This is a genomic window from Paenibacillus andongensis (assembly GCF_025369935.1).
GTDB classification, from domain to species: Bacteria; Bacillota; Bacilli; order Paenibacillales; family NBRC-103111; genus Paenibacillus_E; species Paenibacillus_E andongensis.
Genome location: NZ_CP104467.1, coordinates 1,688,818 through 1,713,071, shown reverse-complemented (window position 1 = coordinate 1,713,071; position 24,254 = coordinate 1,688,818). Strand labels below are relative to the sequence as shown.

Below are 24,254 nucleotides of genomic sequence, written 5' to 3'. Positions count from 1 at the left end.
TTGCAGCAAAAATGACCGTGTTTAGAGAATTTACTCTCTAAGTCACGGTCTTCTTCGTAGTCTGTTCTTTTCTAATTCTCAAACTCTACTTATTGTTTCCAGAACTCTGTTTAGCTTGCTCGACAGCTAAGGGGTCTACAGGAAGATTAATCCCCTGCTGAACTTTCAAAATCCGCTCAATGACAATAACCGCTTGCGCTCTGGTTGTCGCCTCGGCCTGAGCGAGGTTTCCAGCGTTTAAGCCTTGAAGAATCCCTTTGTTCACTGCTCCGAGCATGACAAAATTGGGGTTTACAACTGTATTCATTTTTTGTAGCTCAGGGCTTACGAAGCGCAGGGCCAACGTCGCAATCTCCTGCCGAGTAATCGGTAGATCCCAATTTGCTTGAAGATCACCCGCTTGCAATATGCCCGTATTTTGTAGAACGTCTACATAAGGCTGATACCATGCTTGATCTGTACTGGCTGTAGATACAGGCACGTTCAGGGCCTTAACGGCTAGTTTTAAGAATTCGGCTCTGGTAATGGTGTGATCGGGAAGGAAGCTTCCGTTACTGTACCCTTCAACGAAGCCTTTTTCTGCTGCTTGAAGAATCGAATCTTTGGCCCAATGACCAGCAAGATCATTGAAATTAGCACTTAAACCACTAATGAAAGTCGGCAAGCTCCGATTCGTTAATGAGTTGTCACCGAGCTGCCCCGTGTAGTTGCCTCCCCATGACCAAATGGTGCCATCTTTCAACTTCACAATACTGTGAGTCCCGCCAGCGGCTGCTGTATCCGCAGTGCCTAAGTTCTTCACAAGCTCTGGTTTGTTCTGATTGGTTTTTGAACCATCACCTAATTGGCCAAATAAGTTCTGGCCCCAAACCCAGACTGTGCCGTCGTCTTTAATCGCTATGCTGTGATACGTACCGGCTGCAATGGATTTGATATTCATTAAACCGTTAACTTGAACTGGTTTGGTTTGTGTCGTTATGGTACCATCGCCTAGCTCCCCATAAGCGTTATAACCCCACGCCCAAACGGTTCCGTCTTCTTTAAGCGCAAGGGCATAATTTTTCCCAGCGGCTATCGCGATCACTCCGGTTACACCATTAATTTCAACGGGCTGCTGTTTGCTGGCCAAAGTGCCATCTCCCAGTTGTCCGCTCGTATTATCTCCCCAAGCCCAAATCTTCCCTGTATTTTGCAGAGCCAAATTGAAGTTGGAGCCTGCCGCCACTGCAACGATATTCGACAGCTGCACAATTTGATTAGACTCTGCCAAGCGATCATGGCCCAGCTGTCCGTAGGTATTGTCGCCATAGCTCCAAACGGAACCATTATTTAGCAGAGCAATTGTATGATTGCTGCCTGCAGCTGCTGCAACAACGCCAGTCAATGCATTGACTTGTGCAGGTGTAGTCCGAGCCGTCGTTGTGCCATCACCCAGCTGGCCAAAGAAATTTTGCCCCCAAGTCCACAAGGTTCCATCTTCTTTGACGGCCACGGTGTGAGCGTCGCCTGCTTCCACGGCCACTGCTTGCTCAAGTTTCAGTTGCTCTGGTGCTATTTTAGAGGAATTCGAACCCACACCTAGTTGGCCGAACGTGTTACTTCCCCAACCATAAAGACGATTATTCTTAATGACAAATGTATCATTTTCTCCGGCTGTAAGCGGGAGTACTTTAGGACTCTTCATGATGACCGTACCTTCACCTGGCTTTATTACCGGTGGATTTATCCATGTATTCACTTGGATTTGTATGGGAGCAGGTTGGTTATTCAAAGTCTTGTCACCAAGCTGACTGTAACTGTTATTCCCCCAAGCCCAAAGGCTATCATCTTTCCCTACGGCAAATGTAAAATTGGTACCAGCCCCTATACGAATGATCTCTGGGAGCCCATCGACATGATCAGGAAACGTTTGGTTCCACGTTCTACCATCATAAGCCGTTCCTACGCCCAATTGGCCTGAGGCATTGTCCCCCCATGCGTACACGCTGCCATCTTTCTTTAATGCAACAGCATGAGAAGTGCCGGCGGAGATTTGGGTTACGTTGTCCAGCCCTGTTACGAGCAGCGGCAGCTTCTGCTCTTCCGTACCCGAATTAACGGCATTATACATCGAGCTCGGATCAGATGTCATGAGTCCCCATGTCAACACGGTACCATCATCTTTGAGCGCCATGGAATAGTCAAAACCAGCCGCAATTTGCGTAATATGCCAATAAGAGCTCGTTACCATGATAGGCGTATTCAATCGATTTTGGTCATATCCGTAACCAAGCTCTCCAAAATAGTTGTCTCCCCACGCCCATACGACACCATCTTGATCAATCGCCAAGGTATGATAAGCGCCGCTGGCAATGGCTTTAACAGAAACGATGTTGCCTTTGACTTGAACAGGCTTTTTTTGGGCTGTATTCGTGCTGTCCCCTAGCTGTCCATACGTATTGTCGCCCCAGCTCCAGGCTGTTCCGTCATCTTTGACCACTACGGAGTGAAAATTACCCGCTGAGATCGCCGTCACATGGGTCAAGTCCGTAACCTGAACCGGTGAAGTGCGATCCACCGTGGTTCCGTCACCAAGTTGACCAAAGGTGTTTTCCCCCCAAGCCCAGACCGTGCCGTCCGCTTTCAACGCAAGTGTATGGGACTGCCCAACCGCAATTGCTTTAATATTCGTCAATCCGCTAATCGGGGTCGGTTGATTGCGGTTGTTCAATCCCGATCCGAGCTTGCCCCGCAGATTGTCTCCCCATGTCCACACGGTTCCGTCTTTCTTGAGAAGAACGGTGAAGCCTTTTCCGCCACTGATTTGAAGGATGGAAGACGGTTTGATATCGGCAGTCCCAGTGACTGGTACGCTTGCGTCCGCCCAAGCTTTCTCAGGAACTCCTGAGAAAACCGTAAAGGCACTAAGCAGCATAAAGCCTAACAACCAGAAGGAAACGTTACGTTTCATTGTTTTCATGAGCCTTCTCCTTAAAGCTTTCCTTTGGAAAGCTATCTTCGTAAGCATTAACTTGAGTTTTTCGCCAGAAAAACTGGCTTCGAAAGCATATTTTCCAACTATCACAACGAAATTGTCGTTCCCGACTCCTGCGTTGCAGAAGGGTTACGTTTGAATTTCTTTTTGATCCCGTTCATCCAGCCGTCAAGCAGTGTATAAACAACTGGAATCAACACTAAAGTTACAAGTGTGGACAAGGTTAAACCGAACGCGACGACTGTCGCCATCGATGCTTGTGTCTCCGCCCCATCGCCAAAGCCGATAACAAGAGGCAGCATCGCGAGCACCGTCGTTGCCGTCGTCATGAGAATCGGACGTAAACGCACCTTACCGGCTTCAATTAAGGCATCGAAGAGCGGCATTCCTTTGGCGCGCAGTTGATTCGTATAGTCGATCAAAACAATCGCATTGTTCACGACGATACCGACCAGCATAATCATCCCGATAATCGAATTCATATTGATGGTCCGACCTGTCACGACAAGTCCAAGGATCGCCCCAATGAATGTAGGCGGCAAAGAGAACATGATGATAAATGGACCGTATAACGATTCAAATTGACTCGCCATAACCATGTAAACCAATACGACTGAAAGAATTAGGATCAAATACAAGCTCTTAAAAGAATCATTTTGACTTGTCTGCTGACCGCCCATCGTTAACTGATATCCATCAGGTGGTTGAATGGCATCGATCTTCTGTTTCACCAGAGCAGATACTTCCCCAACCGAAGCTCCAAAAACAGATGCCTGAACTGTAGCTACCCGATTCTGATCTTGTCTGCGAATTTGCGCAGGTCCTGTGCCTGGCTCTACCTTGGCAATCTGACTGACAGGAATAACCGTCCCCGCAGTCGTATTAATGGTAATATTGTTGAAGTTTTCAATCTTGTTCGTAAAATCGTTCGGATACTTCACAAGAACCGAGATTTGTGAGCTCGCTGTTTTAAATTGCGTTGCGACATTACCCTGATAGGCTGTCCGCAAAGCCGTCATAACGTCTCGCAGGGAAACCCCGTAGTGTGCAGCTGCATCACGATCAATTGTTAGATTGAATTGCGGGATCGAACGATCCAGTGTATTTTGAACATTACGCGTTCCGTCTACAGAACTGATTTCTTGGGCAACCAAGTCACCCAACTTTTGCAAAATCGTTAAGTCGGGACCGGAAAGATTCACCTGAATGTCGCCACCGCCAAAATTCCCACCGCCGCCAAGACCTGGAAGCCTAACGCCAGAAGGTATACTGACACCAATTTGCGCACCAGCAAAGCCAGTTGTGAGTCCACGAATTTGTTCGGCGACTTGATCTGTGCTCTTCTTCCTATCACTTAGCGGTTTCAGCCTGATCTGAATACTCGCCGTGTTCGTTGCCGAGGATTGAAAAGCACCGCCCCCAGCGGAACCAACGGAAGTAAAAACGGAATCGATTTCCTGTACGTCTTTCAATCTCGTTTCGAGCGTAGTTGCTACTTGATTCGTAACTTCGAAATCTGTCCCCTGCGGCAGGTTGATATTTAAATTAACTTGGCCTTGGTCCGTCTTAGGCGTTAGTTCATTTCCTACAAACCGAACAGAATACACACTGGCTGCAAAAAGCAGCACAGTAATGGAGATAATAATCCACCGATGAAGCATAGACCAACGGAGCAATCGGCCATACAAGTCAGTTGTGCGGTTTAAAGCCCGGCCGAACCAAATGAATGGATTGAATGATCTGCCTTTTGGCAGTTCCTCATCGACTTTCCCCCGCAGAAGTTTGGCGGCAAGCATCGGTACTAATGTTACAGCCGCGAACCATGCAGCAATATGGGAAAAACATACCACGAGTGCCATCGGCCAGAAAAATTGCTTAACCAAGCCACCAATAAATACGGTTGGCAGAAATACAGCAATTTGTGCCAGCGCAGAAGCCATAACCGCCGTTCCTACTTCTGCGGTACCTATTTTTGCAGCTTCTTCCGGAGAGAGTCCTTCGTGCCTTTTGCGGAAAATACTTTCCAGTACGACGACCGCAAAGTCAACAAGTGAGCCCAGACCAAGAGCCAAACCACCTAAGGTAATGGTATTAATCGTTTGATGGCCGAAATACATCATACTAAATGTACTGATGATCGAAATCGGGATCACCACGCCAATAATGAGCGTCGCTCTTATGCTGCGTAAGAAAAATAACAAAATGATGACGGAAAACACGCCGCCCAGCAAAGTATGCTCGATGACCGTATTCAATGAATCGCGAATAAATTTGGCCGTATCGTTCAGTACAGCGACGTGAACGCCCTCAGGCAGCTTGGATTGAATAGATTGAAGTGATTTCTGGATGTTACTGGAAACGGAAACCGTATTGCCGTCGGATTGTTTAAGCACCGAGAGGCTGACACTGGCTTCCCCGTCTTTCCGCGCTTCCAACGTGACATCTTGATACGTGTCGATGATCTGTCCAAGGTCACTTAGCGCGATCGTTTGACCCTTGCCCAGCTGTACCTGAACTTTGCCAATATCTGTGGTGGATTTAAATTCACCATCAATATGCAAAGGCACTAGCTGTTTACCTTTATTAACGAGTCCTGCGTCTGTGGAAGAGTTATCATTTCCAAGAGCGGACACTAGGGTGCTGAAAGAGATGTTATACTGCTGCAGTCGGCTCGGCTCGACGAGAATTTGAATTTGTCTAACACGTCCGCCAGATACACCAACGGATGCTACGCCATCTGCACGCTGAACGTCAGGACTGACGATGTTATCAGCTAAATTACGCAGCGTCACTAAATCGGTTTTCCCAGAGAGTGCCAGTGTCATGATAGGCGTACTGTTTGGATCGACCCTGGAGACAACGGGCGCATCGGCATCGGACGGAAGCTGCCTGCGCACTCTGTCCAATTTATCGCGCATCGTTAATGTCGCCTGGTCAATATCCGTTCCATAGTTAAATTGCAGCGTCACATTGCCCGAACCCGTCCGCGAATTAGAGCTTATGCTCGTTACGCCAGCAACTGTCGCCATGGCATTTTCAATCGGCTTCGTAATTTGCTGCTCAATCTGGCCTGGTGAAGCGCCGCTCCATGAAACAGAAACCGTGGCCGATGGTATTTCTAGGTTCGGATAAAGATCAACTGGCAAAAGTGGAATTGCAATGGCTCCCACAATGACCAGCGCGATCATCATCATGAAAATAGTGACTGGACGATGAACCGAGAAATTAGCTAACTTCACTGTCCAGCCCCCGCTTTCGAAGTGCCTGCATCAGCTCCGTTTGGACTCGGCTTTGCGCCACCTTGACCGCCGGATTTCCCTTGGCCTCCTTGGCCTCCTTGGCCTTGACCTTGTCTGCCTTGACCTTGGCCCTGTCCGCCTTGCCCTTGGCCTTTGCCACCTTGACCTTGACCTTGACCTTGACTACCTTGGCCTCCTTGACCACTTTGTCCACCTTGACTACCTTTGCCGCCTTGGAAATTCCCCTTGCCAGCGCCACCTGCATCTTGCCCTGGTTGACCTACTTGAATAGGCACATTATCCGAGAGAAGCTCCTGACCCTTCACAACAAGCTCGTCTCCAACATTCAAACCGCTTGTAATTTCAAAAGAAGAGCTCGTCATCACGCCGATTTTCACAAGTACCTTTGAGGCTTTGCCATCCTTTACAATGAAAACGGCGTTGCCGCTTGGTTGGCTAAGCACAGCGTCGGCTGGCACGACGATAGATTGTTTGCCTTCGCTTTTCAAAGACGATGTTGCGAACATGCCTGGCAGCAATTCATGCTTATCGTCCTTCAGCTTAATGTCAACCAAATACGATTTGGAAGTAGCATCCATCGTCGGATGGACAATATATACCGTTCCCTCAAACGATTTATTCAGTGTAGGCACATTAACGGACATTGATAATCCCGTTTTGAATTTACCAACGGATGCTTCGGATACGTTCACGGTTGCGATGACCGGGTCAAAGGAAGCAATAGACATAACCGCGGATTGGCCTGTATTTTGTCCAACAGGTACTAGAATATTGCTAACAATTCCGTCTAGTGGACTAGTCAGCACACCGTCCTGAAGCTGCTCGCTCAGTAGTTTTAATTTCATTTGAGATTGCTGCAGCTGAGCGGCGCTAACCTGTACAGAATCCGTGGATTGCGCTGTCATCAGAGATTGTTTGGATTGGTCAAGCGTAGCTTCTGCCGTGTTCTTCGCAATATCCTGCGAAGATTGCGACTGTGCGAATTGTGTCCGGCTAAGCTCAATCTGAGCCGCAGCCGTCCCTTGTGTGTTTGCCAAAGATAAAAGCGCAGCGTTCAGAGACTCTTGAGCTACCTGCACGCTCTGAGAGCTTTGAGCTGTCAGAAGAGCATTTTGCAAGTTTGTCAGCGATTGTTGAGCCGACTGCGTGTCTTTATATTGAGCCTGCTGTGCTTGCTGCAATTGAAGCTGCGCACTCTGCAACTTGGCCATCGCAGAAGCTTTATCTGTTGCTGTATTGTAGGCAGCAACTGCTTGCTGCACATTAAGTTGGTAGGTATCTATATTGTTATTCTGTGTTGTAAGTAGACTATCCAGCTGCGAGTTCAAGTTCGTTTGGGCAACTGTTACGGCAGTAGCCGCATCGGCCTGCGCTTTGCTAAAGCTAGCTTGGGCGTTAGAAACCCCTTGTTTTGCACTCTCGATGGAGTTTTGCTGAGCAGCTATCGCGTTGTTAAGTTGAGCTTGCGCCAAAGCAACCGCGTTTTTTTGATCATTGATCGTTTTTTCGTAAGCCGCTTGCTGTACAGCCAGAGCCTTTTGAGCCAAAGCTACACTATTGGACTGATCATTAACCACTTTACTATACTGCGCTTGGCTTAATGCAACATCACTTTTAGATTGCTCAACGGATTGCTGCAGCACTGTGGTGTCTATATGCGCCAAGGCTTGTCCTACTTTCACACGATCGCCTACATTCACATCCATAGATGTAATGCGCCCGTTGACTTTCGAAGAAAGATTGGTCGTGAAAGCAGGTGTAATTGAGCCTGTAAATACTTGCCCGCCTCCAATGTCTGACAATTTGACTTGCTGTGTTTCTACCGTCATTTGACGTGTTCCCGAACGACCGCTAGCCCCTGGTTTAGCCGTGCTTGTTGCTGCCGTACTGCAACCAGTTATAGTGACGGTTATTGCGGTAACGACTGCGATGATTGTGATGCTGTTGAATGAACTGTACTTCCTCATTGGATTGAAACCTCCGTCAAATTCTATTCATTTGGGCAAATCGTTCTTTATCACCATACTAAAATTTCATGATAGAACTGTGATGCAAATGTGAAAAAAAAGTAAAAATTAAAGAGAATATTTTATCCTTTGGATGAAGCCCTAATTATCCGTATATTGGCGTTTGAAAGTACCGAAAATTTGCTTGTTGAGCCAGAATTTATTATCCGCGATTCATGCCAAAGAAGAGGCTATCCACAAGTCGGTTCTACTTGTGGGACAGCCCCTTTGTTTCGGTTATTCTGCTTACGTTATCGACACTCACTACAGATTACTCCTCATGATCCCCAATAAGCGAAATAATTTGCTTCTTCAGCTTAATAAACGACTCCGAATCTTTACAATCCAAGTTCTCCCGAATTCCTTGCGGAATCACGACTTCTTGGCGAATCCTTCCAGGGTGCGCCTTCATCACATACACGCGCTGCGATAAAAAGATCGCCTCCTCGATGTCATGAGTAATGAAAACGACGGTGGTTTTTTCCTTTTCCCAAATCCGCAATAACAGCTCCTGCATCGAATTCTTCGTCTGCGGATCGAGCGCACCGAATGGCTCATCCATCAGTAGAACTTCCGGATTGTTCGCGAGGGCCCGAGCGATGGCGACCCGCTGCTTCATGCCGCCCGAAAGCTCCTTCGGCAGCGATCTGGCGAACTTCTGCAGCCCGACAAGCTCCATGAAGTGATCGGAAATGGCCCTCTTTTCGAATAAAGGAACGCCTTTAAGCGTCAGTCCGAACTCGATATTCTCCCTCACAGAAAGCCAAGGGAACAAAGTGTACGACTGGAATACCATCCCACGGTCAGCGCCAGGACCATCAATTTCATGTCCGGAGATACGGAGCGATCCAGTCGTCATCGATTCTAATCCCGCAAGGATCCTCAATAAAGAGGACTTGCCACAGCCCGACGGACCTACAAAACTTACAAATTCGTGCGCATCCACATGGAATGAAACACGATCCAGCGCAACAAATTGAGATTTCTTAGTGCTATACACCTTCGTTACATCCGTCGCCGTAATTTTACTCACAGCCAAAGCTTTATCATCAAAGGGCTCCATATTCAAAGCGTGCAACATTTAACGCCCTCCTTCCAGCCACGGGAAAAATCTACGGTGACAATAAGCAAATGTGCGATCCGTTAGCAATCCAAGCAAGCCAATGGCGATAATTCCTACGAAGATCAGATCCGTATTGAGGAACCGCTGCGCTTTCATAATGGAGAACCCTAGTCCGCTGCTAGCCGCAACCAACTCAGCTACAACGAGATATGTCCAAGCCCAACCGATGATTAATCGCATGGTGTTCATTAAATCCGGCAGTAAAGCGGGAATAAGCACCCTCTCTATGACTTGCCAGCGGTTCGCACCGAGGGTATAGGAGGTTTGAAGCAAATCATTGGATACCGAACGTGTATTATCGGCAACCATCAGCATGAGCTGGAAGAAACAGCCGATGAAAATGACGATCACCTTCGCCCATTCACCAATCCCTGCCCAAACCATAATAAGCGGGATGAAAGCTGTCGCTGGCATATACCGGATAAACTCAGTAGGAGGAACGAGCAGCGCTTCTGCAAAGCGAAACGTCCCAGCCAGAATGCCAAGCGGAATACCCAGTAAACAAGCAAGCAGAAAGCCCGCCCCTACTCGAAATATACTAATGCCAACATGGTTCCAGAATACAGAGCTCTGCAGCTGAACGGCAAACTGACGAAGTACTTGATCCGGTGTAGGCAAGAACGTGCGATTCACAAAGTCGCCATAGCTGAGCACACTCCAGAAGAGCATAGCTATCACAACAACGAGCACGACACCGGATGTATAGGTTCTACGGCTAATATCGCCCCGTATGGCAAACAACGTTGATTTGCGCCTTTTTTTCACCATGGTGTTCATTTAGAGCCCTCGCTCTCCAGTAGTTATTTCTTCCGTTCCTTCAGTACTTCTTCTACAAAGTGTCCATCTAAGAAGCTTTCCGCCTTAGGAATGGAAGTTAGCATATCTAATCCCTTCAAGAATTCAGCTGTCTTCTGCGAAGTAAATTGTAGGGATTCTAAGTTATCACCCTTTTGAAAAGCTTTCACATTATCTTCAAGTTGGAAAATTTTAACGCTATCTACGCCAGCTTTATATTCATCTACCGGCGTTTCTGCCGCTTTGGCCATAATTTTCAATGACTCTTCTGGATTGGCCTTCCAATAATCCAAGGCATCGAACCAAGCGTTGATAATTTTTTTCACATCTTCCGGACGGTTCTTCGTTATTTCTTCTTTAAAAACTAGCAGATCAGGGATAAGTCCCGGTGTATCCTTGGAGGAAAATAATAGCTTACCTTTGCCCTCTTGAATCGCCTTGCTGAGGAATGGCTCCCATAGCACCGCGGCATCTAGGTTACCTGAAATGAAAGCAGGTCCTGCATCGTTAACCGTCATATTCGTATAAGCGACATCTTTCTCAGCAAGCCCCGCCTTTTCAAGTGCGGTTAGCATCAGTAGATGATCAACCGTTCCCAGCTCAGTCGCCACTTTCTTCCCCTTCAAATCCTTCAGTGAATTGATGCTTGGCTTCACAACAACACCGTCTCCGCCGTTGGAGTTATCGTTCACCAGTACAGCTTTGAGTTTAATCCCTTTACTTGCTGGAGCAAGCGTATCGCTTAAAGTTTGGCTGTTCGCATCCACTTTACCAGACGCCAATGCCGATAAGGAGTCGCTATACACCGGGAACCAAACGAGATCAACGTTAACCCCATTTTTTTCAAAGAACCCCTTTTCCTTCACTAAATACCATACAAACCAACCCGGCCATGGACTAAGTGCCAATTTAATCGGTTCTCCGCTCTTTCCTGTTGTTGAGCTTGTTGCCCCTTTGCTCGTACATCCGCTAACTACTGTAAAAATCAATAGCAACGCCATCATCAGAAAACCCACTCTTTGTCTCATTCCGATTCTCCCTCTCCATTTGTACTGGTAAAAAGAAAAACCCGGAACGATATCATATTCTGATATCCTCCCGGGCTTTTATCCCTCCGTGTGCACGATGAAGCTCACCGTGTGTCTTCTCTTGGACCTGACCAACAGCCTTCATTCTGTCGCGGAACCCTAGAAAACAAGTTTGCTATGAGGTTGGTACTTCGATGTCTTACATTTGTCTTAATCATACTTACATCCGACTTATATGTCAATATATATAACACAAAAAAATAATAGGTTGTCAAAATAGCTGCATGTGTAATAATATATAACATATAAAGCAACTATAACGGAGGTGTATACGATGTACTCGATTCATTTCCACATCACCATGTTAGATAATCAGCCTATTCCACCTAAACCTGTTGTATTTACGGGGCCTTCTGCTTCTGAAATTCAAGAAGAACACCCCCTATCCGAGCATCCTCTCCTGATTTCCCCTATAAATAATCAAGCAGCCACTCAAGCTGATAGCCTGCCCGCTGACTAGCCTCTTAATCCTGCATAGCCCATCAGGGAGATCATCCTGATGGGCTTTTTCTGTGAGCTTAACATCCGTGGTTACTTATCTTCAACAGCAATACACGAGCATGAAAAAAAGCCCAACACCCTGGAGAACAGGGCATCGGGCTTTATCCTTATTAAGCGGAGTTTACACGCCTAACCATTTTTTGAACATATGTTTCGTTGTATCTGCATTCAGTGCTGCGATTGAAGTCGTCAACGGAATGCCTTTCGGACAGGAGCGTACGCAGTTCTGCGAGTTACCGCAGCCTTCAATACCGCCATCTGTCATCAACGTATCCAGACGCTCGTCTTTGTTCATTTCACCCGTTGGGTGCGCATTGAACAGACGAACTTGAGAAAGTGCGGATGGTCCGATAAAGGAGTTTTTGTCGTTCACGTTCGGACAAGCCTCAAGACAAACGCCGCATGTCATACATTTGGAAAGCTCGTATGCCCATTGACGCTTCGACTCCGCCATACGAGGTCCTGGTCCAAGATCATACGTACCGTCGATCGGAACCCATGCTTTTACTTTCTTCAAAGCAGTGAACATGCGCCCACGGTCGATAACAAGATCACGCATAACAGGGAACGTGCTCATTGGAGCAACGCGAATCGGCTGCTCTAGCTTATCAACAAGAGCTGAACAAGCTTGACGCGGCTTACCGTTGATAACCATGGAACAAGCTCCGCATACTTCCTCAAGACAGTTGGATTCCCAGCATACAGGAGTCGTCTTGTCACCTTTGGCATTCTTCGGATTACGCTGTACTTCCATCAAACCGCTGATGACATTCATATTGGAGCGATAAGGAATTTCAAATTCCTCGGTATAAGGTTTGGAATCTGGACTCTCTTGACGAGTCACGATAAACTTCACTGTCTTTTGTGCGCTTAGTGTCTCAGCCATGATTAATGTCCTCCCTTTTTCTTCTCCGTGGAGTAGTCACGTTTCCGCGGTGCAATCAAAGATACATCGATATCTTCATAGCTGATTTTCGGACCTTCCGGCGTCCAATCGGCAATTGTTGTTTTCATGAAGTTCTCATCATCACGCTCAGTGAATTCTGGCTTATAATGCGCGCCGCGGCTCTCGTTACGTAGCAAGGCGCCAAGTGTCATCGCTTCAGCCAATTCGAACATGTTCCAGAGCTGACGTGTGAACGCAACCCCTTGATTGTTCCAACGAGCTGTATCTGTGATGTTGATGTTGTTGTATCTTTCTTTCAAATCCTTGATCTTACCAATCGTATCTTCGAGACGATCATTGTAACGAACAACCGTCATATTAGCATTCATCATATCGCCAAGCTCTTTATGCAGAACGTAGGCATTCTCGGTGCCGCTGTTCATTTTGAGCAAGTTCTCATAACGGTCTGTATGACGTTTCTTCTCGCGATCATATACGATCGAGGAAGTATCATCAGCATGTTTCTCTAAGCCGCGGACATATTCAACCGCTTTAGGACCGGAAACCATCCCATCATAGATGGCCGAAACGAGCGAGTTCGCTCCAAGACGGTTCGCACCGTGATGTTGATACTCACACTCACCTGCAGCGAATAAGCCGGGAATGTTCGTCATCATGTTGTAATCGACCCAGATTCCGCCCATGGAATAGTGAACCGCAGGGAAAATCTTCATCGGAATTTTACGCGGATCGTCGCCCATGAATTTCTCGTAGATTTCCATAATACCGCCAAGCTTAATATCAAGCTCCTTCGGATCTTTATGAGAAAGATCAAGGTAAACCATGTTCTCACCGTTAATACCAAGCTTCTGGTCTACGCACACTGAGAAGATTTCACGAGTTGCAATATCACGTGGCACCAAGTTACCGTATGCCGGATATTTCTCTTCGAGGAAGTACCAAGGCTTCCCGTCTTTGTATGTCCAAATACGTCCGCCTTCACCACGCGCAGATTCCGACATCAAGCGAAGCTTGTCATCTCCGGGAATCGCTGTTGGGTGAATTTGAATCATTTCGCCATTCGCATACTTAACGCCTTGTTGGTAAACCGCACTTGCTGCCGTACCTGTATTAATGACCGAGTTCGTTGTTTTGCCGAAAATAATACCAGGACCGCCTGTTGCCAAGATGACCGCGTCGGATGGGAATGTTTGAATTTCCATGCTCCGCAAATCTTGAGCTGCAATCCCACGGCATACGCCATCATCATCGAGAACGGAACCTAGGAACTCCCAATGCTCGAATTTCGTTACAAGACCAGCTGTTTCCCAGCGGCGTACTTGCTCGTCAAGTGCGTACAAGAGCTGCTGCCCTGTAGTAGCGCCTGCGAATGCCGTACGGTGATATTTAGTACCGCCGAAACGACGGAAATCCAGAAGGCCCTCTGGTGTACGGTTGAACATAACACCCATACGGTCCATTAAATGGATAATGCCTGGAGCCGCATCGCACAAAGCCTTAACAGGTGGTTGATTTGCTAAGAAATCTCCACCGTATACTGTATCATCAAAGTGCTCCCACGTGGAGTCACCTTCACCCTTCGTATTCACCGCTCCGTTAATGCCGCCTTGCGCACATACGGAATGGGAACGTTTAACAGGGACCAAGGAGAACAATTGCACGTGAACTCCGGCCTCTGCTGCTTTAATTGTCGCCATGAGTCCCGCAAGGCCTCCACCGACGACGATAATTTTTGAATTAGCCACTTCTGTTCACCCTCCCTTATTTCCCCGTATGCGCTTCTACCGGAAGCTGAAATTGCGTATCTGTAAATGCAGTCAAAGACATAATAAACATCACGGACATGACAACGAATAGAGCCATCCAAATGATGGAAGAGATGCGTTGCGCACGCGGACCAATTGTAATCCCCCAGCTAACTAGGAACGACCAAAGTCCATTACAGAAATGGAACGTAGCGGAAACGATACCTACTACATAGATCGTGAACATGACCGGATTCGTTGCAATATCGTGCATCGTTCGACCAAGCTCTTCATGCGCTACGTTACCGAAGGCAACCTGCAAACGAGTTTCGAAGAAATGCCAAGCAACGAACAGGAACGTGATAACGCCTGTAACCCGTTGGAGCATGAACATTTGATTACGGAAATACCCGTAACTCGATACGTTATTACGTGCTTGATACGCCACATAAAGTCCATAAACGGCATGGTAAAGAAGCGGAAGCCAGATCCCCACGATTTCCATGAGCAATACTAACGGCAAACCGTTTAACCAGTTAATTTGGTCCACGAACGCGCCTGGTCCTTTTGTTGCTTCATAGTTTGTGAGCAAATGCTCAATAAGAAAGAAGCCCACAGGAATTACGCCAAGCAAAGAGTGGATCTTTCGAAAGTAATACGAATTACCCATAATTGAACCAATTCCCCCCTCATAAAAATTCATTCATCATTTATCCGACATGATCAGACAAGACAAGCCACATACCATTGTACTCTCGCCGCAAACGAGCGTCAACCCATAATCATCCACGCCTATTTTGCCAAATCAGTGAATGATTATACACCTTCGTACAAGAAATGTGGATAAAAAGTGACATGTACATCGTACCTCTTTCACGCTTATAATGGAAGTGCCGTTTTTTTATATACACTTATAACTAAATCACATATGGATAGCACAAAAGGAGTCGATAGAAGCATGGAACTCTTGGATGTTTTCGCAGTTGTTGTCGAACAAGTAAGCCTCAATAAAGCATCTATGCTATTAAACATCTCGCAACCGGCTCTCTCACGCAAAATAATGAAGCTAGAGGAAGAGCTGGGCGTAGAACTATTTATCCGAAAAGGTAAAAGGCTGGAACTGACCAAAGTCGGTCAAATATGCTATGACCACGCCTTGGAACTGCGTCACTTAGAACGCAAGTTCAAGCAAGCGATCCAAACCTACAAAGCAGCGGGCAGCCACACATCGATTACGATAGGAGCAAGCCTGACAACGCTGCAAACAACGCTCCCGGATCTCATCACAGATTACTTGCAGGATTACCCGCTGACAGAAATTAAGCTGCTTACAGGTAAGACGCACGAGATCGTTACTATGGCGAAAGAAAACAAAGTGGATATCGGCATCGTTGCTTCCCAGATTAATGCTTCCAGCCTTCATTGCGAGCCATTATTCGATGATCACTTATGTCTGGTGCTTCCTTTGGGGCATCCTCTTATCGACCGATCCACCATCACAATGAACGACTTAAATGAATTGCCGATGATCCTCTTCTCCAAGGGCACTTGGTATCGCATTCTGATGGATGAGCTGTTCAACCGTTATACCATATTACCCAACGTGCAAATGGAGATTGACTCCTTCGAAGCCATTATCCGACTCGTTTCAACTTGCAAAACAGCTACCTTGCTTCCAAGATCCTATTTACGTGAAGATTTAATTCGTAATAATGAATTGATTTTGCGCAATTTAGTCGAGTTAGAACAGACGAAACGAACGACTTCACTCATTTACTCCGATCATACAGCGGATAATATGGCGTCTATGAAGTTTATCACGCAAGCGATCAATTACTTCGCCACACAAAAATAAAACCTCTATGCCACGCATCCTAAAAGGTGCAGAGGTTAGAGGTTCTTTTTTTCTAATAAACAAATTTGTATCCTACACCCCAAACCGTCCGAATCCACTTAGGTTCTTTGGGATTGTCCTCGATCTTTTTACGTAGGTTAGCAATATGTACATCAATGGCCCGATCCGTTACTAAACAGTCAAATCCGCGAACCGTTTGCAGTAAGTCTTCCCGGCTATATACGCGACCAGGATGATTAACAAAGCATTTCATAATTTCGAACTCCGAATAAGTCGTCTCTACTAAAACACCATGAACACGCATAGAGCGCGTATTCGGATTGAGCGTAATCTTCTTATCGATATCCAAGACAGCCTCTAATACCGCTGTCGTTGCTCCCCCAACTGCTGCTTCCGTCACTTGACGAGTATTCACACTCGATTTCAAATACAAGTTGGAGCGCCGAATAAGAGCATGGACTCTCGCACTCATTTCATGCATACTGAACGGTTTACACATATAGTCGTCTGCACCTGCCCCGAGCGCATTAACGCGTTCAACGACTTTATTTTTCATCGAGAGGATCATTATAGGTATTTTCGAGGTTTCCCGAACTTGTTTGCATAAGGCAAGACCATCCATATCAGGCAGCATCAGATCAAGCAAAATAACATCTGGATCAAACTGGGAGACGGCTGCAATGCCTTCAGCCCCATTTGCCTTTCTTACGACATGAAATCCTTCTTCACTTAGATACATGGTGACCATATCGCCGATCATGGCATCGTCTTCAATTATTAATACCTTATACATGGGGAGTCCACCTTCAGTTAGAAATTCTCTTGTTGGTAATGTACTCGCAATTTTATTAATTGAATAGTCGAATGGTGATCAAAGAATTTTTTTTAATCATGGTTGTCGGGATCGCCCGGCTTTATTTCAAGACCCAATTTACGCGCCACATAAGCCGTTGTACTTGCTTGAAACAAAATGGTTATAAGCACGGCCATGAACGTAACGCTGGCAATAAGATCACTGTGTTGAACCCCCAACCCAGCTACCATTCCGGATAACGCCGCGGGTATAACCCCTGTCTCCCGAACCCAGAACATGAACAGAATTTCATTTCGCTTCCACTTCGCTTTACGATCCGGCCACGTACAGATCAGAACCGTAAGCGGGCGTGCAATAAACATAAATACAAAGATAACACCTAAGCTTGTCCAGAAATGCTCAAGGATTAATGGGAAGTTCACTTGACTACCTAGTAAGATGAAAATAAGCATGCGCATGATGACCGTAATATTTTCTGAAAAATGATGCATTTCAAGCTGTTTATCCTTCATTTCCAGCTTAAAGGTATGCGCATTCCCCCAGATCAATCCTGCTGTAAAAGTTGCCATAAAGCCGCTTACACCTATTGCTTCACCCGCGATATAAGCACCTAGTGAAGTCACAACCATCGCTATCGTTGCGTAGTCTCTTAGATGACCCAATTTCAAATGTGCTGTCAGGAACGTCATCACATAACCAATGACCGCACCAACAAGAAGCCCGCCCAGTGCTGTCTTCACAAAATCAATGACACCTGAAGTCACAGAAACCTCTTGTGTGCCAAGAATAATCGCTAATAAAGAAAAAGTTAGAATCGAAGCGGTCGCGTCATTAAAAGCAGATTCGCTTTCAACCGTTTCACGTACTTTCGGACGGATCTTCACTTGCTTAAACACTGGGATCAGGGTTGCGGGATCTGTTGAAGCGATAATCGCTCCCAGCAATAGAGCATATAACCAAGGCAAATCCAGCAGTAAATGGGCGACTATCGCCACTGCGCCGCATGTGATTAGAACTCCAGGGACACTAAGTAGACTTACAGTAAGCCATACTTTGCGCAGACCAGAGAGTCTAATATTTCGTCCTCCATCAAATAGGATTAAGGTAGAACCAATGACAAGAATGAATTGATTCGTAAAAGATGTGCTGGATTCAGTAATCCAATGAAAGGCTTGTCCGACCAGCATACCTGCAATGAGAAACAAAGCAACGTCAGGAAGCTTCAACCATTGCGCCGCTTTCCCAGATATCATACCCAACCCAAAAATAAGCACAAGTAATATAAGAACATGTTCAATTAGGATCGAGGTTGTATTTTCCATTATCCGATGACTTCACTTTCAAACTTATCAATTTGGTTGTTGGTTCCGATGATGACCATCACATCATTCTCATTCACGATATCACCCGCGGTTGGTGCAATGATAATCCCATTTTGTTTATTGATAGCTACAATACTGCAGCCATACTTAGCACGAGGATCTAACTCCCTGAGAGCAAAGCCACATAGATTCTTAGGGACTGATAATTCCACGATCGTGTACTCTTTGGAAATCTCAATATAGTCCAGGAGATTAGGTGATACCAGTTGATGTGCAACACGAATCCCCATATCTCGCTCCGGATAAATCACACGATCAACACCAAGCTTATTCAATACTTTGCCGTGCAATTCGGACAATGCTTTAGCGACAACCTTTTTGATCCCCAAATCTTTTAATACAATGGCCGCCAGGATACTCGATTGAATATCATCCCCAATGGCTACAACAGCGCAGTCGAAATTACGTACGCCTAATGATTTCAATACTTCTTCATCCGTCGCATCCGCTACTACTGTATGGGTAAGCACAGAACTCAGCTCATCAACGACTTCTTCATCTTTGTCAATACCCAACACTTCATAACCAAGGTTTATGAGTTCTTTGGAAATACTGGCACCAAAACGACCCAGCCCGATTACGACATATTGATTTTTCTTCATGTTTGTAGTTCCCCTTATCCAATGGTGATTTTACCCTCTGGGTATCTATATAGTTCTTTTTCTTGCTTCGGCTGCAAAGCATAGGCTAGTGTGATGGGTCCTAAACGCCCAGCAAACATCGTCAAACTTATGAGGATCTTCCCAAACGTTGTTAATTCAGGTGTCAACCCCATAGTCAAACCTACAGTCCCGAAGGCGGATGTCACTTCAAACAATATTTTCAATAACTGCGCATCCTCTGTTGTCGATAACAGCATAGTGACAAAAATAACTAAAAACAATGCCATCATTGTTAAAGTAATAGCCTTAAGAATACGATCCTTGGCCAACCGATAACGGAAAATGACAATATCCTCTTTCCCACGGATCATCGTCACTATAGCACTAATTAGAATCGTAAAAGTAGTTGTTTTAATACCTCCCCCAGTTGACCCGGGAGAAGCACCGATAAACATAAGAATGACAATGAAAAATTGAGAAGCCTGGCGAAGTGCTCCAATATCTACCGTATTCGGACCGGCTGTACGCGGAGCAACGGATTGAAAGAAAGAAGCTAATATTTTGCCTCCCATATCCAGTGAACCCATGGTTCTGTTATTTGTAAATTCGAATATAAAGATGACAAGGGCTCCAAACACGATAAGAAATCCCGTCATGCTTAGCACAACTTTGGAATGCAGGGATAGCTTCTTCTTCGTCTTATAATCCATCAAATCGGACATAACAATGAATCCGATACCCCCGAGCACAATAAGTGCCATTACAACGAAGTTCACCACGAAATCATTGGCATAGGCTGTAAAGGAAACAAATGGTGCATCGACAGTTCCAAATAAATCGAAACCTGCGTTATTAAACATGGATATGGCATGCCAAATCCCGAAGTAAAGAGCTTTCGGAAAACCCAAATCAAACGTCCAACGAATCGTGAAAATCACGGCTGCAATAGCTTCAATCGATAACGAATAAATAATAACTTTACGGATAAGTCGTACGATACCTTCCATACTGCCTTGGTTGAAAGCCTCTTGCAGAACGAGTCGTTCTTTTAACGTGATTTTTTTACGGAAGGCAAAAGCAATTAAAGTTGCCATCGTCATGAAACCCAATCCGCCAATTTGAATCAAGCTCACTATGACGATCTGCCCAAACATCGTGTAGGCACTCCCAGTATCCACTACGACCAAACCCGTCACACACGTTGCTGAAGTCGCTGTAAACAGCGCATCAATAAATGCAATGGAATGTCCCGTTGCAGAAGCAAAGGGAAGGGTCAAAAGTCCTGCTCCTAAGAAAATAATAGCAGCAAATCCGAGTACGAGAATTTGCGGAGGCGTCAGCCGCCAAATGTTCATTTTTTTTATCATAGCGCCTCCTGTGTTTGCAAAAAAAGACATAAGGATTCCCAATTCGTTAACGGTAGGGTTCCCCCGTTATTATTTAGAAATTCCGAACGTTACCCAATTGATAGGTATTATATAATTGTTTTGAATTCTTTACCACTAAATTGGCTTTCTTTTTAAACTATGATAACGTGAAAGATGTGATTTTAGAATCGAAAAAGTAGAAGGGAACTCACTATGATCAGGCCAAAATTGAATCGTTTTCTCCTCTTGCTTGCATGCATTGGAGTAGCTCTGTACTTAGGAATATCAACATTATACGGACTTCGGACCGAAGAACCGTCAGCAGCAGACAATCCTTCTATCACGAAGCAGCAGGCTGCTGATCGCGCAGCCCAATTTGTAAGTGAGCGCTACGATTTGCGTAACCCGCAAACTTATGTTGTTTATCAGTCCAAGAAGGACCGCAGCGGTTATTTGCAAAAAGAGCATTTGTTAGAAGCCTATATGAAGGACTATGGGGAAAGATACCCCATTGATTATTATCAAGTAAGTGTAGAAGACACCAAAACCAACCGACAATTTGAAGTTGAAATTAATTACACGAATGCTTCCGTTATTGGATGGCGCGAAAGGCAGAATCCCTCCGATCAGGCAATCATTAGTAAGCAGAAAGCAGACATTTTGGCCAAGCAGGAAATTCGGCAGCAAGGATTTGAGCCTGATGACTTTGCACCCATAGATAAACGGACTGCCGAAGTCGATCAAGCACACGGTACGACCTTATTTTATGAAAAGCAAACAAAACCAATCGGTGAGGCAAAGTTACAAGTACGAGTTGATTTCGATGATAAAAATCTGACCGGTTATAACGTGCAGTTCAGCTTACCTGCATCACATAAACTCTGGATTGATCAGCAGGATCGCTCCGCATCTATCATGACTTGGATTTCCATGGGCTTCACACTCATCATGACCATTGCCGCTATTGTATTCGCCATCATCTATAGAAAACATATGAAATTCAGCAGAGGCCTGCTATTGACAGCCATTTTCTTAGCTATCTATATCACCAACAACTTTAATATGTACCCTGCGTTTAGGTCTATGAGTGGAGTTCTGAACGATGATTTCGCAACATGGGCTGCTATTATTTTCATGAATGTCGTGACTGTGCTGCTCGGCATATCTCTATATCTAGCTTTAGTAGCAGGTAATGGATTGTGGCATTCAATCGGGGAGCGGAAATGGCCAGCTTGGAAGGAGGCCTCATTTGGGACTGAGGTTTATAGCGGCATGGGGCGCGGTTATTTACTGGCTCTTTTCATCTTAGGCGTTCAGCAGGTGCTCTTTTACACAGGTGAAGTGAATTTCGATGTTTGGTCTGTGAACGATCCGTCCGACTCTGTTCTTAATATGGTGGAACCCCGCTTCTTCCCGCTTATGGCCTGGGTTGCTGCCATATCTGAAGAGGCAACCTACCGACTGCTCGGCATCATGCTATTCAAAAAGCTATTCCGCTCAAACTTTATTGCAATTGTCATTCCCAGTGTGATTTGGGCAGCCAGTCATACCCAGTATCCCATTTATCCAGTCTATACTCGGCTAATCGAGGTCACCGTCATAGGCATTATTCTAGGTTATGTCTTCCTCAAATATGGTTTCATTACCGCCGTTTTCGCTCATGCCTGCATGGACAGCATCCTCATGGGGATGTCCCTCTTCTCTCTCGGACATGTAAGCGATGTGCTTGCTGGCATTTTCTACATCCTGCTGCCTGGTTTGATCGGCTTGCTGCTAGCCTGGCTGCATGGAAAAAGGCGGGGTCCCCTTATTCCTGGGGAGCCGCCGCCTCGCCTTGAAGCGCTTTGAGAATCTCGCTAGCTAATTTCTCACCTATACCCAGAGGCTTGAAGTCTTGAACTTCAGCCTCTTTTATTTTGCGCACAGAGCCAAAGTGCTTAAGCAATGCCTTACGGCGCTTCTCCCCGATGCCGGGAATCGCGTCCAGTTGTGATACAACCATTGACTTCGCCCTAGTTTCGCGGTGAAATGTAATCGCGAAACGGTGAACCTCGTCTTGGATCCGCTGCAGCAGGTAAAACTCTTGGCTGTCTCGCGGCAGTGGCACGACTTCAGCGGGATCTCCAATCATGAGCTGCGCTGTTTTGTGCTTGGCATCTTTCACAAGACCACAGATCGGAATGAACAGGCCTAGTTCATTCTCCAGCACGTCGACGGCGGCTGAGATCTGCCCTTTCCCTCCGTCCACGACGATCAGATCAGGCATTGTGAGATTGTCTTTAAGTACACGCTCGTACCTCCGACGAATGACCTCGCGCATCGTTTCATAGTCATCCGGCCCAACGACCGTCTTGACTTTGTACTTGCGGTACTCCTTACGATCGGGCCTGCCGTCCACGAAGACGACCATCGCAGAAACCGGATTCGTCCCTTGTATGTTCGAGTTATCGAACGCTTCGATACGGCGAATCGTTCCCGTGCCGAGCCACTCTCCAAGATTCTCGACCGCTTTGGTTGTGCGGCGCTCATCGCGCTCCACCAAGCGGAATTTCTCATCCAGCGCATTGCGGGCGTTGTCTTTGGCCATATCGACCATTTGCTTCTTCAGCCCTCGCTGCGGGATATGCACCTTGACCTTGAGCCAGGATTCCAAAGCTTCGCGGACATCCTTCTCTTCAGCCTCAACTTGAGCTACAACTTCTGCTGGGACTTCGGCAGATGTGTCTATTGAGGCTTCAGTGGGAGCATCAGGTAGGGCATCTGATGGTGCAGTAGTAGGGGCAACTGCCGTCTGTACCGGTATCGTCGGCAGGAAGATCTCCTTCGGCAGCGCCGGATTGTCGCTGTAGACTTGAGTCACATAGGTGATGAAGTCATTGTATTCATCACCGTAATACGGAAACAGCGAGACGTGCCGCTCGATTAGTTTGCCTTGCCGCATGTACTGGATGTGCACAGCCATCCAGCCTTTGTCGACTGCGTAACCGAACACATCGCGGTCTAGCGCATCTGCCGTCGTGATCTTCTGTTTCTCCATCACGGCGTCGATGTTCATGATATGATCGCGCAGCTCCTTGGCGCGTTCGAAGTTCAGTTCCTCCGCTGCGGCCAGCATTTTGGCCGTCAGCTCTTCTTTAATAACGTCGTGTCCCCCGTTCAGGAAACGACTGATCTCTTGCACCATCCGCTCGTTCGTCTCGGCAGATACGTCGAATTCGCAAGGCGCGAGACACTGGCCGATATGATAGTATAGGCATACTTTCTCGGGCATGGTCTTGCACTTGCGCAGCGGATAAAGCCGGTCCAGCAGCTTCTTCGTCTGCTGGGCCGCAAAGGCATTCGGATAAGGGCCGAAGTACTTGCCCTTATCTTTAAATACCCGCCGCGTGACTTCTAAGCGCGGCTGCTCTTCATGTGTAATCTTGATGTAAGGGAACGTTTTATCATCCTTCAAGAGTACGTTGTACCGCGGATGATGCTGCTTAATCAGATTACACTCTAGAATCAATGCCTCCATGTTGGAGGAGGTAATTATATATTCAAAGTCGCGGATTTCGCTGACTAGTTTTTGCGTCTTCGCACTGTGACTCCCTGTGAAATAGGAGCGCACACGATTCTTAAGAACTTTTGCTTTTCCCACATATATGATGGTACCTTCGCGGTTTTTCATAATATAACAACCTGGCTTATCCGGTAATAAGCTCAGCTTGTGTTTAATTACTTCCAAACTCTGTTCGCGGACTCCAGCGTCCTCATGCTCATGCTCGGTCATGCATCCAATCTCCTCTCACACAAAAACTCATTCCATATTTCCCAGCTAAGTTCTGCACGAACA

At 46.4% G+C, this 24,254-nt stretch carries 17 protein-coding genes and 1 riboswitch; of the genes, 3 read left to right on the top strand and 14 right to left on the bottom strand.

Annotation, left to right across the window (positions count from 1 at the left end; genetic code table 11):
• Nucleotides 1-85 precede the first annotated feature (85 nt).
• The 6 genes from NYR53_RS07970 to NYR53_RS07945 form a co-directional block, all read right to left on the bottom strand.
• A complete protein-coding gene (locus tag NYR53_RS07970) occupies nt 86-2,959 on the bottom strand; it encodes an RCC1 domain-containing protein (RefSeq protein ID WP_261304679.1) in 2,874 nt (957 codons plus the stop codon).
• A 101-nt stretch (nt 2,960-3,060) separates the two neighbouring features.
• Entirely contained in the window at nt 3,061-6,213 is a 3,153-nt protein-coding gene (locus NYR53_RS07965) for an efflux RND transporter permease subunit (protein WP_261304678.1), read from the bottom strand.
• On the bottom strand, nt 6,210-8,201 hold the full coding sequence (locus NYR53_RS07960; protein WP_261304677.1) for an efflux RND transporter periplasmic adaptor subunit: 1,992 nt from the start codon (nt 8,199-8,201) through the stop codon (nt 6,210-6,212). Before NYR53_RS07960 ends, NYR53_RS07965 begins: the two co-directional genes overlap by 4 nt.
• Before the next feature lie 310 nt (nt 8,202-8,511).
• A complete protein-coding gene (locus NYR53_RS07955) occupies nt 8,512-9,321 on the bottom strand; it encodes an ABC transporter ATP-binding protein (RefSeq protein ID WP_261304676.1) in 810 nt (269 codons plus the stop codon).
• Nucleotides 9,322-10,131 (bottom strand): ABC transporter permease, encoded by an 810-nt coding sequence (locus NYR53_RS07950; protein ID WP_261304675.1) that lies wholly within the window; start codon nt 10,129-10,131, stop codon nt 9,322-9,324.
• Between the two features lie 32 nt (nt 10,132-10,163).
• On the bottom strand, nt 10,164-11,186 hold the full coding sequence (locus tag NYR53_RS07945) for an ABC transporter substrate-binding protein (RefSeq protein WP_261304674.1): 1,023 nt from the start codon (nt 11,184-11,186) through the stop codon (nt 10,164-10,166).
• A 65-nt stretch (nt 11,187-11,251) separates the two neighbouring features.
• A riboswitch (guanidine-I (ykkC/yxkD leader) is annotated at nt 11,252-11,360 on the bottom strand.
• 160 nt (nt 11,361-11,520) lie between these two features.
• Between NYR53_RS07945 and NYR53_RS07940 the strand changes: the two genes are divergently transcribed.
• The gene (locus NYR53_RS07940; protein ID WP_261304673.1) at nt 11,521-11,706 is read left to right on the top strand and encodes a hypothetical protein; all 186 of its coding nucleotides are present in this window, start codon (nt 11,521-11,523) and stop codon (nt 11,704-11,706) included.
• 162 nt (nt 11,707-11,868) lie between these two features.
• Here the strand turns inward: NYR53_RS07940 and sdhB are convergent, their stop codons facing one another.
• Genes sdhB through NYR53_RS07925 form a run of 3 tightly spaced genes read right to left on the bottom strand, consistent with a single transcriptional unit; the run spans nt 11,869 to nt 15,069 of the window.
• Nucleotides 11,869-12,633, bottom strand: a complete 765-nt coding sequence (sdhB, locus tag NYR53_RS07935) for a succinate dehydrogenase iron-sulfur subunit (RefSeq protein WP_047680827.1) — start codon at nt 12,631-12,633, stop codon at nt 11,869-11,871.
• A 2-nt stretch (nt 12,634-12,635) separates the two neighbouring features.
• On the bottom strand, nt 12,636-14,399 hold the full coding sequence (gene sdhA / locus NYR53_RS07930; protein ID WP_261304672.1) for a succinate dehydrogenase flavoprotein subunit: 1,764 nt from the start codon (nt 14,397-14,399) through the stop codon (nt 12,636-12,638).
• Between the two features lie 16 nt (nt 14,400-14,415).
• Nucleotides 14,416-15,069: a succinate dehydrogenase cytochrome b558 subunit gene (locus NYR53_RS07925; protein WP_290428989.1), complete on the bottom strand. Its 654-nt coding sequence runs from the start codon at nt 15,067-15,069 to the stop codon at nt 14,416-14,418.
• A 288-nt stretch (nt 15,070-15,357) separates the two neighbouring features.
• On the opposite strand from NYR53_RS07925, the gene NYR53_RS07920 reads away from it, so the two are divergent.
• Nucleotides 15,358-16,254, top strand: a complete 897-nt coding sequence (locus tag NYR53_RS07920) for a LysR family transcriptional regulator (protein ID WP_261304671.1) — start codon at nt 15,358-15,360, stop codon at nt 16,252-16,254.
• A 52-nt stretch (nt 16,255-16,306) separates the two neighbouring features.
• On the opposite strand, the gene NYR53_RS07915 is transcribed toward NYR53_RS07920, so the two are convergent.
• From NYR53_RS07915 to NYR53_RS07900, 4 genes are all read right to left on the bottom strand, one after another.
• Nucleotides 16,307-17,047: a response regulator transcription factor gene (locus tag NYR53_RS07915; protein WP_261304670.1), complete on the bottom strand. Its 741-nt coding sequence runs from the start codon at nt 17,045-17,047 to the stop codon at nt 16,307-16,309.
• A 92-nt stretch (nt 17,048-17,139) separates the two neighbouring features.
• Nucleotides 17,140-18,390 carry a cation:proton antiporter gene (locus tag NYR53_RS07910; RefSeq protein WP_261304669.1) on the bottom strand — a complete coding sequence of 417 codons (1,251 nt, stop codon included), beginning with the start codon at nt 18,388-18,390 and terminating at the stop codon, nt 17,140-17,142.
• Entirely contained in the window at nt 18,390-19,052 is a 663-nt protein-coding gene (locus NYR53_RS07905; protein WP_261304668.1) for a potassium channel family protein, read from the bottom strand. Before NYR53_RS07905 ends, NYR53_RS07910 begins: the two co-directional genes overlap by 1 nt.
• Nucleotides 19,053-19,066: 14 nt before the next feature.
• Nucleotides 19,067-20,419, bottom strand: coding sequence for a TrkH family potassium uptake protein (locus tag NYR53_RS07900; protein ID WP_261304667.1), 1,353 nt, complete (start codon nt 20,417-20,419; stop codon nt 19,067-19,069).
• A gap of 213 nt (nt 20,420-20,632) precedes the next feature.
• Here NYR53_RS07900 and NYR53_RS07895 point away from each other — a divergent pair, with 213 nt between their 5' ends.
• On the top strand, nt 20,633-22,267 hold the full coding sequence (locus NYR53_RS07895) for a CPBP family intramembrane glutamic endopeptidase (RefSeq protein ID WP_261304666.1): 1,635 nt from the start codon (nt 20,633-20,635) through the stop codon (nt 22,265-22,267).
• Here the strand turns inward: NYR53_RS07895 and uvrC are convergent.
• Nucleotides 22,227-24,191 (bottom strand): excinuclease ABC subunit UvrC, encoded by a 1,965-nt coding sequence (gene uvrC, locus NYR53_RS07890; RefSeq protein ID WP_261304665.1) that lies wholly within the window; start codon nt 24,189-24,191, stop codon nt 22,227-22,229. The genes NYR53_RS07895 and uvrC overlap by 41 nt on opposite strands.
• Nucleotides 24,192-24,254: the final 63 nt, after the last annotated feature.